At 70.1% G+C, this 17,840-nt stretch carries 13 protein-coding genes; 4 read left to right on the top strand and 9 right to left on the bottom strand.

Translation table 11 applies throughout. The features are described 5' to 3' along the window. Positions 1-4: 4 nt before the first annotated feature. The 3 genes from ACEJ41_RS07555 to serA form a co-directional block, all read right to left on the bottom strand. Complete coding sequence (locus ACEJ41_RS07555; RefSeq protein ID WP_374011684.1) at positions 5-1,306, bottom strand: amino acid permease; 1,302 nt, start codon at positions 1,304-1,306, stop codon at positions 5-7. A 64-nt stretch (positions 1,307-1,370) separates the two neighbouring features. Continuing rightward, complete coding sequence (locus ACEJ41_RS07550) at positions 1,371-2,861, bottom strand: amino acid permease (protein ID WP_374011683.1); 1,491 nt, start codon at positions 2,859-2,861, stop codon at positions 1,371-1,373. Positions 2,862-3,108: 247 nt separating this feature from the next. After that, on the bottom strand, positions 3,109-4,350 hold the full coding sequence (gene serA, locus ACEJ41_RS07545; RefSeq protein WP_374011682.1) for a phosphoglycerate dehydrogenase: 1,242 nt from the start codon (positions 4,348-4,350) through the stop codon (positions 3,109-3,111). Positions 4,351-4,650: 300 nt separating this feature from the next. On the opposite strand from serA, the gene ACEJ41_RS07540 reads away from it, so the two are divergent. Together ACEJ41_RS07540 and ACEJ41_RS07535 are read left to right on the top strand one after the other, a co-directional pair. Further along, entirely contained in the window at positions 4,651-4,980 is a 330-nt protein-coding gene (locus ACEJ41_RS07540) for a DUF2388 domain-containing protein (protein ID WP_374014092.1), read from the top strand. Continuing rightward, positions 4,977-6,809 (top strand): DUF4105 domain-containing protein, encoded by a 1,833-nt coding sequence (locus ACEJ41_RS07535; protein ID WP_374011681.1) that lies wholly within the window; start codon positions 4,977-4,979, stop codon positions 6,807-6,809. Before ACEJ41_RS07540 ends, ACEJ41_RS07535 begins: the two co-directional genes overlap by 4 nt. A 44-nt stretch (positions 6,810-6,853) precedes the next feature. On the opposite strand, the gene yeiP is transcribed toward ACEJ41_RS07535, so the two are convergent. From yeiP to ACEJ41_RS07510, 5 genes are all read right to left on the bottom strand, one after another. Continuing rightward, complete coding sequence (gene yeiP, locus ACEJ41_RS07530) at positions 6,854-7,420, bottom strand: elongation factor P-like protein YeiP (protein WP_374011680.1); 567 nt, start codon at positions 7,418-7,420, stop codon at positions 6,854-6,856. A gap of 137 nt (positions 7,421-7,557) precedes the next feature. Beyond that, positions 7,558-8,343, bottom strand: coding sequence for an SDR family NAD(P)-dependent oxidoreductase (locus tag ACEJ41_RS07525; protein ID WP_374011679.1), 786 nt, complete (start codon positions 8,341-8,343; stop codon positions 7,558-7,560). A 63-nt stretch (positions 8,344-8,406) separates the two neighbouring features. Continuing rightward, on the bottom strand, positions 8,407-11,100 hold the full coding sequence (gene metH, locus ACEJ41_RS07520; RefSeq protein WP_374011678.1) for a methionine synthase: 2,694 nt from the start codon (positions 11,098-11,100) through the stop codon (positions 8,407-8,409). Positions 11,101-11,137: 37 nt separating this feature from the next. Then, entirely contained in the window at positions 11,138-12,238 is a 1,101-nt protein-coding gene (locus tag ACEJ41_RS07515; RefSeq protein WP_374011677.1) for a homocysteine S-methyltransferase family protein, read from the bottom strand. Positions 12,239-12,285: 47 nt separating this feature from the next. Continuing rightward, positions 12,286-13,215: an ArsR/SmtB family transcription factor gene (locus ACEJ41_RS07510; protein WP_374011676.1), complete on the bottom strand. Its 930-nt coding sequence runs from the start codon at positions 13,213-13,215 to the stop codon at positions 12,286-12,288. 121 nt (positions 13,216-13,336) lie between these two features. Between ACEJ41_RS07510 and ACEJ41_RS07505 the strand changes: the two genes are divergently transcribed. Together ACEJ41_RS07505 and pbpC are read left to right on the top strand one after the other, a co-directional pair. Next, complete coding sequence (locus tag ACEJ41_RS07505; RefSeq protein WP_374011675.1) at positions 13,337-14,485, top strand: acyl-CoA dehydrogenase family protein; 1,149 nt, start codon at positions 13,337-13,339, stop codon at positions 14,483-14,485. Between the two features lie 364 nt (positions 14,486-14,849). Continuing rightward, the gene (gene pbpC, locus ACEJ41_RS07500) at positions 14,850-17,270 is read left to right on the top strand and encodes a penicillin-binding protein 1C (protein ID WP_374011674.1); all 2,421 of its coding nucleotides are present in this window, start codon (positions 14,850-14,852) and stop codon (positions 17,268-17,270) included. Between the two features lie 22 nt (positions 17,271-17,292). Here the strand turns inward: pbpC and ACEJ41_RS07495 are convergent, their stop codons facing one another. Then, on the bottom strand, positions 17,293-17,772 hold the full coding sequence (locus ACEJ41_RS07495; RefSeq protein ID WP_374011673.1) for a peroxiredoxin: 480 nt from the start codon (positions 17,770-17,772) through the stop codon (positions 17,293-17,295). Positions 17,773-17,840 lie beyond the last annotated feature (68 nt).

Below are 17,840 nucleotides of genomic sequence, written 5' to 3'. Positions count from 1 at the left end.
CAGTTTAGCCTGCGGCAGGTGGCGGCCGGCGGCCGAAGCCGCGGTATGCAGCCAGTGCCAGCAGCGCGATCACCAGGCCCCCGACCAGGGTCTTGCCCGGCGTGGAATAGACCAGCAGCCCGCAGGCCACCAGCGCGCCCATGCCGAGCACGCGCTCGCGCTGGGTCGGCGAGCGCTGCCGCGTGCCCAGCAGCAGGCTCAGGCCGGCCGCCGCGTAGGCCATCACCACCAGGATCACCACCATCTCGATCAGGGTTTCGAATTGCTCGGCCACGGTGGGCGAGAGGGTCAGGGTGGCCAGCGCGGACATCGACAGGGCGATGACGAACAGCCCGGTGCCGGCCGAACCATTGCTGCGCAGCCGCCCGAACAGTGCCGGCAGGAAACCGCGTTGCGCCGCGCGCGCGCCTGACTCGCCGGTTACCAGCATCCAGCCGCCCAGGGTGCCGGTGGCCTTCAGCGCGGCGGCCGCGGCGATCACCGGCACCGCCCAGGCACCGAACATCTGCCCGGCCACCAGCGCGAACGGAGCGCCGGAGGCGGCCAGTTCCGAGGCCGGCACGATGCCCATCATCAGCACCGAGGACACCAGGTAGACCAGGCCGGCGATGACGATGCCGCCCAGGGTGGCGCGCGGCACGTTGCGGTCCGGGTCCTCGACCACGCCGGCCACCATCGCGCCGGTTTCCAGGCCGATGAACGCCCAGAAGATCGGCGCCAGCGAACCCAGCACCACCGACAGGTCCGAGGTCCCGGACACGTTCCACGCCGCGCGGTACACCCCGGTGTCGAAATACGCCCAGCCTGCGGTCAGCACCACCGCCACCGGCAACAGCCCCAGGACCACGCACAGCGACTGGAAGCGCGCGATCGGCCGCGGGCCCATCAGGTTGAGCGCGAACATCAGCCAGATCAGCAGCACCTGGCCGGCCAGGCGCACGCCAGGGGTGTCGTTGATCGGCAGCAGGATCACCAGGTAGCCGAACGCAGCCACCGCGATGGCGTTGTTGCCGATCCACGACGAGATCCAGTACAGGGTGGTGGCCAGGAAGCTGACGTCGCGCCCCAGCGATGGCCGCACGTAGTCGTCCGGCGATTCCAGGCCCGGATGGTGCCGGGCCAGGCGCGCGAACGCACCGCCGAGCATCACCGCCAGCAGGGTGCACAGCAGCCAGCTCAGCGCGGTCACGCCGCCGGACCGGGCCAGGGTGGACGGCAGCAGGAAGAATCCCGAGCCGATCATGTTGTTGGCGACCACGAAGGTCGCCAGCACCGGGCCGATCTTGCGGGGGGCCATCGCGCTCATGCGCCTGCTCCGGAAGTGACATGCGGCGGCCGGCGTGCGGCCGGCCGTCGCGGCGAGGGCGCGGTCAGGCCGCGCCGCGCAGCTTGCTGTGGCGGAAGCCGAAGCCGAAATAGATCAGCTGGCCCAGGACGGTCCAGGCCACGAACACGCCCCAATGCTCCAGGAACGACTGCATGAACAGGAACAGGCAGGCGACCACGCCCAGCGGGCAGATCAACCAGAACAGCGGCACCCGGAACGGACGGGCCAGGTCCGGACGGGTATAGCGCAGCACGAACACGCCCAGGCAGACCGTGGCGAATGCCAGCAGGGTGCCCATCGACACCAGCTCGCCCAGCACGTTCAGCGGCATGAAGCCGGCCAGCAGGCACGCGGCCACGCCGACCAGGATCGTGCCGATGTACGGGGTGTGGAAGCGCGGATGCACCTTGCCGAGAATGCGCGGCAGCAAGCCGTCGCGGGACATGGAATAGAAGATGCGCGGCTGCGCCATCAGCATCACCAGGATCACCGAGGACAGCCCGGCAATCGCGCCGATCTCCACGGCGGTCTTGAGCCATGTGATGTTCGCGGTTGGATCGGCCTTGATCACCTCTTCCAGTGCCGTGGCCACCGGCTTGGCGGTGTTGAGCAGCGAGTAGTGGGTCATGCCGGTGAGCACCGCGCACATGGCGATGTAGATGATGGTGCACGCCACCAGCGAACCGAGGATGCCGATGGGCATGTCGCGCTGCGGGTTCCTGGCCTCGCCGGCAGCGGTGGAGACCGCATCGAAACCGATGTAGGCGAAGAACACGATGGTGGCCGCGCGGAACACCCCGTCCCAGCCGAACTGGCCCGGCCCGGTGCTGTCGGGAATGAACGGAGTCCAGTTGGCCGGGTCCACGTACTGGATGCCGAAGCCCAGGAACGCGGCGATCACGGCCACCTTGATCGCAACGATGATGGCGTTGACGAAGGCCGACTGGGTGATGCCCAGGTAGCACAGGCCGCTGACCGCGGCCACGATCAGCACCGCGGGCAGGTTGATGATGTAGTCGGTGTGCACGAACCCGCCATCGACCCATGCCAACGGCGCGGAGGCGAGTTCGGCGGGGAAGTGCAGCCCCAGGGTGGATGTCAGGAAACTGACCAGGTAGCCGGACCAGCCCACCGCCACCGTGGCCGATGCGAACAGGTATTCCAGCACCAGGCACCAGCCGATGAACCAGGCCACGCCCTCGCCCAGGGTCGCGTAGGCGTAGGAATACGCGCTGCCGGATACCGGCATCATCGAGGCGAATTCGGCGTAGCACAGGCCGGCCATGGCGCAGGCGAACCCGGCCAGGACGAAGCTGAGCATGATCGCCGGCCCGGCATGCATGGCCGCCGCCTGGCCGGTCAGCACGAAGATGCCCGCACCGATGACCGCGCCCACGCCCAGCAGCACCAGGTGGCGTGCGGTAAGGGTGCGGCGCAGCGTCGCCTCGCCCTGGAGCGAACCTTCGACCGGCTCGCCTGCGTCAACGCGCGGGGCAGGCTCGACCGGCTTGACGCTGAAAAGACGTTTGAGCATGCGAGGTTCCCCGTGAGTGGCCGTCAGGCGCCGGTGCTGTATCCCAAAGGATGGCCGCCTGTGCGGCGACCAGGTAAGCGCCGTACCTTGCCAAACGGATCGGTCGACCACAAGTTGCCGCCGCAACCGCGCACGATTCGGCCCATGGCGGCGGTGGCCGGGGCGTGGATGCAACACGGGCCGGCCCCTTGCGGAGCCGGCCCGTGATCGGCCGATTGACGGGCGGGCCACATGCCCGCCGCGGCGCCTAGTACAGGACGCGGGTGCGCAGGGTGCCCGGGATCGCCGACAGCTCGCCCTTCAGCGCCGCGACCTGGGCCTCGTCTGCGGCCACGTCGATCACCACGTAGCCGACCTTGGCATTGGTGCGCAGGAACTGGCCGTCGATGTTGAGCGCATGGCGGCTGAAGATGTCGTTGACCTGCGACAGCACGCCGGGCACGTTGCGGTGGATGTGCAGCAGGCGCAGGCTGTCCTCGTGCTCGGGCAGGGTGACTTCGGGGAAGTTGACCGCCGACAGGGTGCTGCCGTTGTCGCTGTAGCGCACCAGCTTGGCCGCCACCTCGACGCCGATGTTTTCCTGCGCCTCGAGCGTGGAGCCGCCGATGTGCGGGGTCAGGATCACGTTGTCGAACGGGATCAGCGGCGAGACGAAGGGCTCGGCATTGCCCTTGGGCTCGGCCGGGAACACGTCCACCGCCGCGCCGGCGATGTGGCCCGACTGCAGTGCCGCGGCCAGCGCATCGATGTCGACCACGGTGCCGCGCGAGGCATTGATCAGATGCGCGCCCGGCTTCATCGCGCCGATCTGGTCGGCGCCGAACATGTTGCGGGTGGAGGGGGTTTCGGGCACGTGCAGGGTGACCACGTCCGAACGCCCCAGCAGGTCGCTCAGGCTCTGCGCGGCGCGCGCATTGCCCAGCGAGAGCTTGGCCTCGATGTCATGGAAGATCACCTGCATGCCCATGGCCTCGGCCAGCACGCCCACCTGGGTGCCGATGTGGCCGTAGCCGATGATGCCCAGGGTCTTGCCGCGCACCTCGTGGCTGCCGGTGGCCGACTTGCTCCAGCCGCCGCGGTGGCACTGGGCGTTCTTCTGCGGGATGCCGCGCATCAGCAGCACCGCCTGCGCCACCACCAGCTCGGCCACCGAGCGGGTATTGGAATAGGGGGCGTTGAACACCGGGATGCCGGCCAGCTCGGCCGCATCCAGGTCCACCTGGTTGGTGCCGATGCAGAAGCAGCCGATGGCGATCAGGCGCTTGGCCTCGGCCAGCACGTCGGCGGTGAGGTAGCTGCGCGAGCGGATGCCGATGATGTGGGCCTCGGCGATGCGGGCCTTGAGCTCGTCCTCGGGCAGCGACTTCTCGTGGTATTCGATCTGGGTGTAGCCGGCGGCCTGGAAGGTCTGCACCGCGGTCTGGCTGACGCCCTCGAGCAGCAGGACGCGGATGTCCTGTTTCGGGAAAGAGGTCTTCTTGGGAGACATTCGCGTCGGCTTCCGGTGGCTGCGTAGGAGCCGATAACTATGCCAGATGCCGGGGCCTTTTGCCGCAGTGCGGCATGGTGTTTTCGTGCGGTTTGCGGAACACCGTGTGCGGCGATCCGGGGCAATGGCCGCGCAACGAAAGTTGCCTTTGAAACGGGGGCGGCCGAAGGCCCGCTGCGCAGGTGTGCCTGGCGCGCGCGCCGGCAGCCCAACATTCAGCAAAACCCCATGCGCGCCGGCGTGGTGCCGGTTAGGCTTCGCCGATCCTTCCCGCAACCGGCAGACGTGATGATGGCTCCGATCCACCGCCCGCTACTCCTGGCCGGCCTGCTGCTGGCCGGCCTGCTGCTTGCCGCGCCCGCCGTCGATGCGGCCAGCTTTGCCGGTACCTCGGCAGGTGCGTCCTCGGCCGGCAGTTCCGGTTCGTCCGGCAGTACTTCCGGCGATGACAAGCGCGTGCTGCAGGCGCGCGAGGACGCGGCGGGCTTCCTGGCCAGCGATGGACGGGTGCGCAGCGCGCAGCTGGAGGCGGCACTGCGCATGCTGCGCGAGCAGGACCCGGATGCGCGCCAGGCCAGCGATCTGGAACTGGCGCGGCGGATCCTGGCCGGCGTGCCGGCCGGGGGATGATCGGCCGCATCGCCCTGGCCATGTTGCTGCTGGCCGGGGCGCAGGCGCAGGCATCGGCGCCGGTCTTCGAGCTGCGGCCGGCGCTGCCCCCTGCGCAGGCGCAGGCCAGCAGCGAACTGCTGGAGCATGCGGTGCAACGGCTGCCGCCCGCCATGCTGCCGGCACTGGCGCGGCCGATCGCGGTGGAGTGGCGCGACGACCTGCCGGCCGGCGTGCACGGGCGCGCGCGCCATTGGCACTTGCAGTTCGACCACGGCCTGCTCGACGGCTGGATGGCACGCGACCGCGGCGCATCCGATGACCCGGGCGCTCGCGCGGCGCTGGCCGCGGTGGTCCACGAACTGGCGCACCTGTATGACCGCACCCCGGCAGGCAGGCTGTCGGCCGACCCGCGCCTGCTCGACCTGGCCGGCTGGCAGGTCGCGCCGCTGCGGGCGGGGCGGCGCGGCCGCAACGATTTCCGCGACCGCAGCCCGGACCCCTATGAGTTGCACTCGCCGCGCGAGTACGTGGCGGTCAACCTGGAACACTATCTGCTGGACCCGGAATACCGCTGCCGGCGCCCGCTGCTGGCGGCGCTGTTCGATGCGCACTTGCGCCAGCCGGCAACGGACGCGGCCGGCTGCGGCACCGGCCTGGTCTTCGTCCAGGACGCCATGGACGGGAGCGATCCGGTACGCCTGCTCGATCCGGAGCGGATCTTCGCCATCGACTACCTGCTGGCCGAGGGCGACGCCGAGCCGATGAGCCGGTGGGGCCACGCCATGCTGCGGCTGGTGGTGTGCGCGCCCGGGCGGCCGCACGGCCCCGATTGCCGGCTGGACCTGCAGCACCACCTGGTGCTGTCCTTCCGCGCCTTCGTCGACGACCTGCAGATCTCCGGCTGGGCCGGGCTGACCGGGTCTTATCCCTCGCGCCTGTTTGCGTTGCCGCTGGCCCAGGTGGTGGACGAGTACGCCAGGGTCGAGTTGCGCGACCTGCGGGCGCTGCCGCTGGCGCTGTCGCACGCGGAGATCGCTGCGGTCGCCACCCGGGCCGCGCAACTGCATTGGAGCTACGACGGCCGCTATTTCTTCATCAGCAACAATTGCGCGGTGGAAACCTGGAAGCTGCTGCACGATGCGGTCCCGCGCCTGGCCGCACTGCCGCTGCGCTCGGTCACGCCCGAAGGCCTGCTGCGGCGGCTGCAGCGCCATGCAGTGGTGGATACCGCGGCGATCCCCGGCGATGCGGCCGAGCAGGTGCGGCTGGGGTTCCATTTCGAATCGGCCAGCGCGCACCACGAGGCGATGTATGCGGTTGCGCGCCAGGCCCTGGCGCTGGCGCCGGCCGATGCGAGGGCATGGATGGCGCTGGCACCGGAGCGGCGCATGCCCGCGCTGGGCCAGGCCGGCCTGCGTGCTGCCGCGGCGCTGCTGGTGCTGGAATCGGCCGCGATGCGGCGCGAGCACGCCCGCGCGCGCGATGAACTGAAACGGCGCTGGTTGCGGCGCGCACGCGCATCCGGCAACGCCACCGATGCCGACATTGCCGGGCCGTTGCACGATTACCTGCAACGGGCCGGTGCCTTCAGCCGGCCGGCCGTGTGGCTGGACGGCATACCCGGCTATGGCCTGCCGCAGGCGCGCGAGCGCAACGTGCTGCTGGCCCGCGCCGGCGCCGATGCGCAGCGCCGGGTGGCGGACGCACAGGCCCTGGAGGCGGCGCTGGAGCAGCGGCTGTCGCCCGCGCGCCGCCAGGCACTGGCGGGGACCCGCGCCAACCTGGAACTGCTGGGCGAACGCCTGCGCCGGCTGGCGCAGGATGCCGGGCAACCGGCACCGCCCTGAAACCGGTCCGGCGCGGCCTGCGCTGCACCGGACCCGGGCGTGCTTCAGTCGGCGCGGCCGCCGAATTCGCCGGTGGCGGTGTTGACCAGGATCCGTTCGCCGCTGCCGATGTACTCGGGCACCATGATCTCGATGCCGGTGCTGAGCGTGGCCGGCTTGGGCCGCTTGGTCGCCGTGCCGCCCTTCAGTTCCGGCGGCGTCTCCACCACGTCCAGGGTCACGTACTGCGGCAACTGGATGCCCACGGGCTGGTCGTCGATCACCTGCACGTGGATCCCGCCGAGGCCGTCGGTGATATAGCCGGCGGCGTCGCCGATGGCGCCCGGGTCAAGCGTGTAGGGCGTGTAGTCCTCGTCGTCCAGGAACACGAACGCATCGCCGTCCTTGTACGAGAAGCTGGCCATGCGGCGCAGCAGCTCGACCTCGACCAGGGTGTCGTCGGCGTCGAAGCTGGCGTCGAGCTTGGAGCCGCCCGGCACCGAGTACATGATGAAACGGAAACGCACGTTGCCGCCGCGGCCCTGCGGCGAGCTGCGCTCGATGTCGCGGATCTGGTACACGCCGTTGTTGTATTCGACGACGTTGCCTTTCTTGATATCGCTGGCTTTCATTGGATCGACCGGTAGGAATCAGGGGTACTGGAATCGGTGGGGAATGCGGGCATGGCGGGCGTGCCACGGCGGTGGCTTGGGCCGCGGGCGCATGCCGCGGCGCAGCGTGCCGGCGGCGGGTTGCATCGCACGGGCGCTCACCTGGGGGCGAGCCGGGTGGCGCCGTCCAGGCGGATGGTGCCGCCATTGAGATAGCGGGTACGCAGGATGAAGGCCACCGTGTCGGCAAACTCCTCCGGCTGGCCGAGGCGGGCCGGGAACGGGATGGTCGCCGCCAGCGAATCCTGCACGGACTGCGGCATGCCATCGACCATCGGCGTCCAGAACACGCCCGGCGCGATGGTCATCACCCGGATGCCGAAGCGGGCCAGTTCGCGCGCCATCGGCAGGGTCATGCCGACCACGCCGCCCTTGGACGCCGCGTAGGCGGCCTGGCCGATCTGGCCCTCATAGGCGGCCACCGAGGCGGTGTTGACGATCACCCCGCGCTCGCCATCCTCGCCCGGCGCGTTGTGCTGGATCAGTGCAGCGGCGGCCTTGGCCACGTTGAAGCTGCCGACCAGGTTGACCATCACCGTGCCGGTGAAGCCCTCCAGTGGCATCGGCACGCTGCGGCCGGACGCATCCTTGCCCAGCACCCGGCCCGCGCCGAGGATGCCGGCGCAATTGACCGCCGCATTGAGGCCGCCGAGGAAGGCGTGCGCCGCATCCAGGCTCGCGCTCACGCCGGCCTCGTCGCGCACATCGGTACGCACGTAGTGCGCGTGTGCCGGGCCAAGCGCCGCCACGGCCGCCGCGCCCTTGGCGTCGTCGATGTCGAGCAGGGCGACCTTGCCGCCATCGGCGACCAGGCGCCGGGCCACGGCCAGGCCGAGGCCTGAGACGCCGCCGGTGACGACGGCGCGGACGGTATCGGGCTGCATGGGCGGCTCCGCCAACGAAAGGCGCCATTGTACGGGGCGGCCGTGGCGGTGGCCGCGCCGGGGCTACTCCGGGTCGTAGTCCAGGTTGGACGCCAGCCAGCCCTCGGCCTGGGCCAGCGGCACGCCGCGACGCCTGGCGTAGTCGATCATCTGGTCCTTGCCCAGCCGTCCGACCACGAAGTACTTGCTGTCCGGATGGCTGAAGTAATAGCCGGACACCGCGGCGGTGGGCAGCATCGCAAAGCCGTGGGTCAGCTCCATGCCGGCGTTGCCGGTGGCATCCAGCACCTGGAACAGCTGTTCCTTGGGGCTGTGGTCCGGGCAGGCCGGGTAACCCGGGGCGGGACGGATGCCGCGGTAGGCCTCGGCGATCAGGGCCTCGTTGTCCAGCGCTTCGTCGGCCGCGTAGCCCCAGTACCCGGTGCGCACGCGCTGGTGCAGGTGCTCGGCCAGGGCTTCGGCCAGGCGGTCGGCCAGGGCCTTGAGCAGGATGCTGCGGTAGTCGTCGTGCTCGGCGCGAAAGCGTTCCAGGTGCGGCTCGATGCCGATGCCGGCGGTGACGGCGAACATGCCCATCCAGTCCTTCAGCCCGGTCTGCCTGGGCGCGATGAAATCGGCCAGGCACTGGTCGGGGCGCTCGACCGGCTTGTCGACCTGCTGGCGCAGGAATGGCACGACGATGGTCTGCCCCGGCGCGACTTCCAGCTCGACGTCATCGCCGATGCTGCAGGCCGGGAACAGGCCGAACACCGCCTTGGCGGTCAGCCACTTCTCCGCGATGATCGTGTCCAGCATCGCGCGTGCGTCGCGGTAGAGCTCGCTGGCCGAAGGGCCCACCACCGGGTCGGTGAGGATTGCCGGGTAGCGGCCGGCCAGCTCCCAGGCCTGGAAGAACGGCGTCCAGTCGATGGTGTCCACCAGCTCGGCCAGCGGATAGTCGTCGAACACGGTGATCCCCGGCTTGGCCGGCTGCGGCGGACGGTAGCTGTCCCAGCCGCCGTCGAACCGCTGGGCGCGGGCCTTTTCCAGGGAGACCAGGCGCTTGGCGTCGCCGCGGTTGCGGTGGCGGGTGCGGATCTGGGCGTAGTCGGCCTCGTTGGCCGCCACGAATGCGGCGCGCAGTTCCGGGCTGATCAGCGACTGGGCCACGCCCACCGCGCGCGAAGCGTCCTTCACCCAGATCGTGGGCGACTTGTAGAACGGGTCGATCTTCAGTGCCGTGTGCGCGCGCGAGGTGGTCGCCCCGCCGATCATCAGCGGGATGGTCAGGCCCTGGCGCTGCATCTCGCGGGCGACGTGGCCCATCTCCTCCAGCGACGGGGTGATCAGGCCAGACACTCCGACCAGGTCGGCCTTCTCGGCGATCGCGGTGTCGATGATCTTCTGCGCCGGCACCATCACGCCCAGGTCGACCACCTCGAAGTTGTTGCAGGCCAGCACCACCCCGACGATGTTCTTGCCGATGTCGTGCACGTCGCCCTTGACCGTGGCCATCACGATCTTGCCGTTGTTCTTGCCGGTGTCTCCGGTGCGCAGCTTCTCGGCTTCGATGAAGGGCAGCAGGTAGGCCACCGCCTTCTTCATCACCCGCGCCGACTTGACCACCTGCGGCAGGAACATCTTGCCGGCGCCGAACAGGTCGCCGACGATGTTCATGCCGTCCATCAGCGGGCCTTCGATCACGTCCAGCGGGCGGCTGGACTGCAGCCTGGCCTCCTCGGCGTCGACCTCGGCGAAGGTATCGATGCCCTGCACCAGCGCATGGGCCAGGCGCTCGCGCACCGGCTTGTCGCGCCAGGCCAGGTCCTCGACCTTCTTCTCGCCCTTCCTGCCCTTGTAGCGCTCGGCGATCTCCAGCAGCCGCTCGGTACCGTCGGGATGGCGGTTGAGGACCACGTCCTCCACCCGCTCGCGCAGCTCCGGGTCCAGCTGGTCGTACACCGGCAGGGCACCGGCATTGACGATGCCCATGTCCATGCCGGCCTTGATCGCGTGGTACAGGAACACCGAGTGGATCGCCGCGCGCACGGTCTCGTTGCCGCGGAACGAGAACGACACGTTGGATACGCCGCCGGAGACATGGCAGTGCGGCAGGGTGTCCTTGATGATGCGGGTGGCCTGGATGAAGTCCACCGCGTAGTTGTCGTGCTCCTCGATGCCGGTGGCGATGGCGAAGATGTTGGGGTCGAAGATGATGTCTTCGGGCGGGAAGCCGACTTCGTCCACCAGGATCCGGTAGGCACGGGTGCAGATCTCGACCTTGCGCGCGCAGGTGTCGGCCTGGCCCTGTTCGTCGAATGCCATCACCACCGTGGCCGCGCCGTAGCGCAGGATCTTGCGTGCCTGCTCGACGAACTGCTCCTTGCCTTCCTTGAGCGAGATCGAGTTGACCACGCCCTTGCCCTGCAGGCACTTGAGCCCGGCTTCGATCACATCCCACCTGGAGGAGTCGACCATCACCGGGATCCTGGCGATGTCCGGTTCGGAGGCGATGAGGTTGAGGAACTTCACCATCGCCTTGGCCGAGTCGATCATGCCCTCGTCCATGTTCACGTCGAGGATCTGCGCGCCGCTTTCCACCTGCTGGCGCGCGACGTCCACCGCTTCGGCATAGCGGCCGTCCTTGATCAGCTTGCGGAACTGCGCGCTGCCGGTGACGTTGGTGCGCTCGCCGACGTTGACGAACAGCAGCTCTGGCGTGATGACCAGCGGCTCCAGGCCGGACAGGCGGGTATGGCGGGGTGCGGTGGCAGGCATGGCGTCCGTAATCAGTGTGAGCGCGTGGCGGCGGCGGTCAGGCCGCCTGTTCCAGCGGGTTGCGCGGCACGCGCGGCGGCAGCCCGCGCACGGCGTCGGCGATCGCGCGGATGTGCGCGGGCGTGGTGCCGCAGCAGCCGCCAACCAGGTTGAGCAGGCCGGAGCGGGCGAACTCCTGGAGCATGGCCGCCATCTCCTCCGGGGTCTGGTCGTAGCCGCCGAATGCGTTGGGCAGGCCGGCGTTGGGATGGGCGCTGACGTAATACGGCGACAGCGCCGACAGCGCTTCAACGTGCGGCCTCAGCTCCTGTGCGCCCAGCGCGCAGTTCAGCCCGATCGACAGCGGCCGCGCGTGCGCCAGCGAGGTATGGAAGGCTTCGGCGGTCTGCCCGGACAGGGTGCGGCCGGAAGCATCGGTGATGGTGCCGGAGATCATCACCGGCAGGCGCCCGCCGCGCGCATCGAACACGTCCTCGATGGCATACAGCGCGGCCTTGGCGTTGAGCGTGTCGAAGATGGTCTCGACCATGAGCGTGTCGGCGCCGCCATCGATCAGGCCTTCCACCGCCTCGGCGTAGGTGCCGCGCAACTCGTCGAAGCTGGTGTTGCGGAAGCCCGGGTCGTTGACGTCGGGACTGATCGAGGCGGTGCGGCTGGTCGGGCCAAGCACGCCGATCACGAAGCGCGGCACGCCGGTGGCGGCCTGGGCTTCGTCGCATGCCTGGCGCGCGACCTGGGCGCCGGCCTTGTTCAGCTCGTACACCAGGTGCTGCAGGTGGTAGTCGGCCTGGCTGATCGCGGTGGCGTTGAAGGTATTGGTTTCCACCAGGTCGGCGCCGGCCTCAAGGTAGGCGCGGTGGATGCCGGCGATCAACTCCGGGCGGCTGAGCAGCAGCAGGTCGTTGTTGCCCTTCAGGTCGTGGCCCTGCGGCGCGTGGTCGCAGCCGGCATGGTGGGCGTGGCCGTTGGCGGCCGCGCCGTCGGGTGCCGTGGCCGCAGCCGCGTGCAGGTCGTAGCCGGCGGCGAAGCGCTCGCCACGGTAGTCGGCCTCCTCCAGCCCGTGCTGCTGGATCATGGTGCCCATGGCGCCGTCGATGATCAGGATGCGCTCGCGCAGGGCCGCTTCCAGGGTGGCCACGCGTTGCGGGTGCAGCCAGCGTCGGCCAAGGGTGGAGTCGTGGGTGTTCAGGGCTTGCTCCCGATCAGCGAAAGCACTTCGAAGTGCGGTGGGCGGCGCTCGCGGGTGACCGTTTCCAGGCTGGCGGTTTCCAGCCCGGCCTTCTCGACGAAACGGCGCAGCTCCTTGGCGGGAAATCCCAGGTTGACGTGGCCATAGGCCTCGACCACGGCGCGGTGCTCGTGCCGGGCCAGGCTGGTCAGCAGCAGGCGACCGCCGTGGCGCAGCACGCGTGCGGCCTCGGCCACGGCCTGCGCCGGCTGGGAGGAGTAGGTCAGGGCATGCATCAGCACCACCAGGTCGAAGCTGCCGTCGGCAAAGGGCAGGGCATGCATGTCCGCTTCGCGCACTTCCACGTTGCGCAGCCGGCGCAGGCGCTCGGCCGCGGCGGCCACCACCCGCGCACTGGTATCGATGCAGACATAGCGGCGCGAGTGCGGGGCCAGCAGCTCGGCCAGCACCCCGTCGCCGGAGGCGATGTCCAGCACGTCGCCGGTTTCCAGCAGGGGCAGGGCGCTGCGTGCCAGCGCTTCCCAGGTGCGGCCGGGGGAATAGTGGCGCTCCATGTCGCCGGCCACGCTGTCGGCCCAGTTCTGGCCGGCGGCGCGCGCGGCCAGCACCCCGGGCAGGCGTTCGGCGTCCTGGCGCAGCAGCGGGTCGTCGCTGCCGGTGCTCAGGGTCTGCCACAGCGCCCGCTGGGCCGGGTCCAGCGCGTCCTCGTCGAAGCGGTAATAGGCAGACACCCCGGCGCGGCGGTCGCGCACCAGCCCGGCATCCTTGAGCTTGGCCAGGTGGGTCGATACCCGCGGCTGGGCCAGGCGGGTGATCGAGGACAGCTCGGCCACGGTCAGCTCTTCCAGCTCCAGCAGCGCCAGCAGGCGTACCCGGGTGGCGTCGGCGAAGACCTTCAGCCGGACCGACCAGTCTTCCAGGTCCATGAATATCTTCCTATCGCGATATAGAGATGATTGTCTTACCGCGTCCCGGGGAGGTCAACTGCATACGCTCGCGAATGTCGGTGGTTACAATCGGGACCATCGACCCAGTGGAGAGGTCCCCGTGGATTTCAGCTTCACCGAAGAACAGCTCATGCTGCAGGACGTGGCGCGCCGCATCGCCCAGGACGTGATCGCGCCCAGTGCCGCGCACTTCGACCAGGTCGGCGAGTTCCCGCTGGACAACATCCGCCTGCTTGGCGAGAACGGGCTGATGGGCATCGAGGTGCCGGCCGAGTACGGCGGCGCCGGCATGGACCCGGTCGGCTATGTGCTGGCGATGGTCGAGGTGGCCGCCGCGGATGCGGCCCATTCGACCATCATGTCGGTCAACAACTCGCTGTTCTGCAGCGGCATCCTCGCCCATGGCAGCGAGCAGCAGAAGCAGTCCATCGTGCGGGCGATCGCGGAGGGCCGGGAGATCGGCGCCTTCGCCCTGACCGAACCGCAGTCCGGCTCCGACGCCACGGCCATGCGCTGCCGGGCCGTCAAGCAGGACGACGGCAGTTTCGTCATCAACGGCAAGAAAAGCTGGATCACCTCCGGCCCGGTGGCCCGGTACATCGTGCTGTTCGCGATCACCGACCCGGGGCAGGGTGCGCGCGGGATTACCGCCTTCATCGTGGACACCACCCGCGCCGGCTTCCACCGCGGCAAGACCGAGCCCAAGCTGGGCATCCGCGCCTCGGCCACCTGCGAGATCGAGTTCGTCGATTACGTGGCGCAGCCGGCCGACGTGCTGGGCACCGAGGGCAAAGGCTTCGGGATCGCGATGGGCGTGCTGGACTCCGGGCGCATTGGCATTGCCGCTCAGGCGGTCGGCATCGCCCGCGCGGCCTACGAGCAGACCCGCCAGTACGTGAAGGAGCGCAAGGCTTTCGGCGCGGCCATCGGCACTTTCCAGATGACCCAGGCCAAGATCGCCGACATGAAGTGCCGGCTGGACGCGGCATTGCTGCTCACCCTGCGCGCGGCGTGGGTGAAGGCGCAGGGCCGGCCGTTCACCGCCGAGGCGGCGATCGCCAAGCTCACCGCGTCCGAGTCGGCCATGTGGATCACCCACCAGGCGGTGCAGATCCACGGTGGCATGGGCTATTCCAGGGAGATGCCGCTGGAGCGGTATTTCCGCGATGCCAAGATCACCGAGATCTACGAAGGCACCTCGGAAATCCAGCGCCTGGTGATCGCGCGCAGCGAGACCGGCCTGCGCTGAGGCGGGGGGTCGTCGTCCCCGTGCACGAGGGACGTGGCGGCTTTGCCTCACCTGAAGGAGCCGGCCTTGCCGGCGACCGCGCAGAATCCGGGCAACCGGCGATGTCATCGGCCACCGGGTCGCCGGCAAGACCGGCTCCTACAACAGCTGGTGTCGGTCAGCCACGCGCGATCCATGTCACGGACTTGCCGGCCACCGCGCAAACCGCAGGCATCCCACCACCTGCAGACGCACACGCATCCGCCAGGGCGGTCGCCGGCAAGGCCGGCTCCTACAGGGGGCGGGGCAACCGGCCAAGGCTTCCGCCCGTCCTCCCGATCGCTTCAAATGGCGGGGAGCAGGCAACGGCGAGGGGCGGGACGGGATGACCCGTTTGGCAGCAGGTGAGCGAACAGGCTGGCGTGCGGCGTGGCGCCGGCTGTTGCCCTGGCTGCGCTGGAGCGCCGTGGCCGTGCTGGTCGCGGTGCTGGCCCTGGACCTGGCATTTCCGCCGCCACTGCCGCGCGATGGCGAGGGCACCGCGACGGTGGTCACCGCGCGCGACGGCACGCCGTTGCGCGCGTTTGCCGATGCGCACGGCATCTGGCGGCATCCGGCCACCGCGGACACGGTGTCGCCGCTGTACCTGGAAGCACTGCTCAACTACGAGGACCGCTGGTTCCACCGGCATCCCGGCGTGAACCCGCTGGCGCTGGCGCGTGCGGGATGGCAGTGGCTGCGCAGTGGCGGCATCGTGTCCGGCGGCTCCACCCTGAGCATGCAGGTGGCACGCATCCTCGATGGCCACGACACCCGCAGCGTCGGCGGGAAGTTGCGCCAGATGGCGCGCGCGCTGCAACTGGAGGCGCACCTGTCCAAGCGCCAGATCCTGCAGCTGTACCTGGAGCGGGCGCCGTTCGGCGGCACCATCGAGGGTGTGGAGGCGGCCAGCTGGGCCTACCTGGGCAAGCCCTCCGCGCGCCTGTCGCACGCCGAGGCCGCATTGCTGGCGGTGCTCCCGCAGGCGCCCAGCCGCCTGCGGCCGGACCGCCATCCCGATGCGGCGCGCGCGGCGCGCGACAAGGTGCTGGCGCGGATGCGCACGCTGGGCGTGTGGACCGGGGCACAGGTGGAGGACGCCCTGGTCGAGCCGGTGGTGGCGCGGTCGCTGCGGGTGCCGATGCATGCGGCGCTGCTGGCGCGGCGGTTGAAGCAGGCCGATCGGCGCGCGGCAAGCATCACCACCACCATCGATGCCGACCTGCAGCGTGCGCTGGAGGAACGGGTCACCGCCTACTTCTCCGCGCTGCCGCCGCGCACCTCGGCCGCGCTGCTGGTGGTGGACAACGCGACCATGCAGGCGCGTGCCTATGTCGGCTCGGTGACCTTCGGCGACCACGAGCGGCAGGGCCACGTGGACATGGTGCGCGCCTGGCGCTCGCCCGGCTCCACCCTCAAGCCCTTCCTGTACGGCATGGCCCTGGACGATGGCCTGATCCATTCCGAGAGCCTGCTGGTGGATGCGCCGCAGGATTTCGGCGGCTATCGCCCGGGCAATTTCGGCGAGACCTTCAACGGGCCGGTGAGCGCGGCCACCGCCTTGCGGCTGTCGTTGAACGTGCCGGCGGTGGACCTGCTCGAGCGGGTGGGCCCGGCGCGTTTTGCCGCGCGCCTGGACCATGCCGGCGTCGCCCTGCGCTTCCCGCGCGGGGCGCGCCCGAACCTGACCCTCATTCTTGGCGGCACCGGCGCGCGGCTGGAAGAACTGGTCGGTGCGTTCGCCGCGTTCCAGCGCGGTGGGCTGGCCGCGCAGGTGCGTTACCGGCCCGGCCAGCCACTGGTCGAGCGCCGCCTGCTGTCGCCCGGCGCGGCCTGGATCGTGCGCGAGATCCTGCAGTCCAATCCGCGGCCGGGCCATGCCACCGCCTTCGACACCAGCGCGCGTCCGCCGGTGGCCTGGAAGACCGGCACCAGCTACGGCTTTCGCGATGCCTGGGCGGTGGGCGGCACGCGCCGGCATACGGTGGGGGTGTGGGTGGGACGTCCGGACGGCACCCCGCTGCCGGGCCAGTACGGGGCGATCACCGCGCTGCCGCTGATGTTCGAGGTGCTGGACAGCTTGCCGCGTGCGCCTGGCGATGCGGACCCGCTGCCACGGCCCGGCTCGGTCGACCAGGCCGAGATCTGTTGGCCATTGGGACGCACCGCTGCCGACACCCCGCCCGCGCTGTGCCAGCGGCGGCGCGAGGCCTGGCGCCTGGATGCGGCCACGCCGCCCACGTTTGCCGAGCGCGATGCGCGGCTGTGGAGCGCCGGGCGCATGCAGTTCGAGGTCGATGCCGTCAGCGGATTGCGCTTGTCGGCCGATTGCGCCAGCCCGCACCAGGCGCGCGCGGCGGAAATCGCACGCTGGCCGGCGCTGGTGTCGCCCTGGCTGGCCGCCGGCGAGCGCCGCGCTTCGTCGCTGCCGCCGCTGTCGCCCGACTGCGCCGCGGATGGGCGCGACGCGGTGCAGTCACTGCGGATCGAAGGCATTGCCGACCGCTCCACCATCGCCGCGCCGCCGGGCAGCACCCGCGGGCTGCAACTGCGCGCGCAGGCGCTGGGTGCGACCGGGCCGGTGCAATGGCTGCTGGACGGGCGCTGGATCGCGCAGACCGAGGGCACGCGCAGCTTCGAGTACGACTATGCGCTGGCCGGCCCGGGCACCCATGTGCTCACTGCACTGGCCGATACCGGCGCATGGACCCAGGTGCGCTTCGGCGTGGCCCGTACCGGCGTGGCGGCGGTGCCGGGCACACCCTGATTGCCGCCTGCCGGCGTCGCCCTCAGGGCAGGTTGCGCAGCACGTTTTCGGCCGAGGACACAGTGAACTCGCCGGGTGCCTCGATGAACAGCTGGCGGACCACGCCGTCGTCGATATACAGGGCGAATCGGCGCGCACGCACGCCCATGCCGTAACCGCTGGCGTCCATTTCCAGGCCCAGCGCACGGGTCAGTTCGGCGTTGCCGTCGGAGACCAGTTGCAGGCCATCGGGAGTATCCAGGGTCTTGCCCCAGGCCTGCATCACGAACGGGTCGTTGACCGCCATGCACACCACGTCGACGCCGCGGCTGCGGAAGTCGTCGAAATGGGCGATGAACCCGGGCAGGTGCTTTTCCGAGCAGGTCGGGGTGAAGGCGCCGGGCACCGCGAACAGCACGGCCTTGCGGCCGTCGAACAGGGTGCGCGTATCCACGCTTTCCACGCCCTTGCGGATGCACTTGAGCACGACTTCGGGGACGCGGTCGCCGATCTGGATGGTCATTGCGGAATCCTCGGGAGGGGGGAGGCCGGTCGCGGACCGGAGGCTGAATGCAGTCTAGCCGCACTCGC

Origin of the sequence: Pseudoxanthomonas koreensis (assembly GCF_041890415.1) — a bacterium.
In the GTDB taxonomy this organism is placed as follows: Bacteria; Pseudomonadota; Gammaproteobacteria; order Xanthomonadales; family Xanthomonadaceae; genus Pseudoxanthomonas; species Pseudoxanthomonas koreensis_A.
The sequence above is the reverse complement of the archived record's forward strand: the minus strand, read 5'-3'. Positions and strand labels throughout refer to the sequence as shown.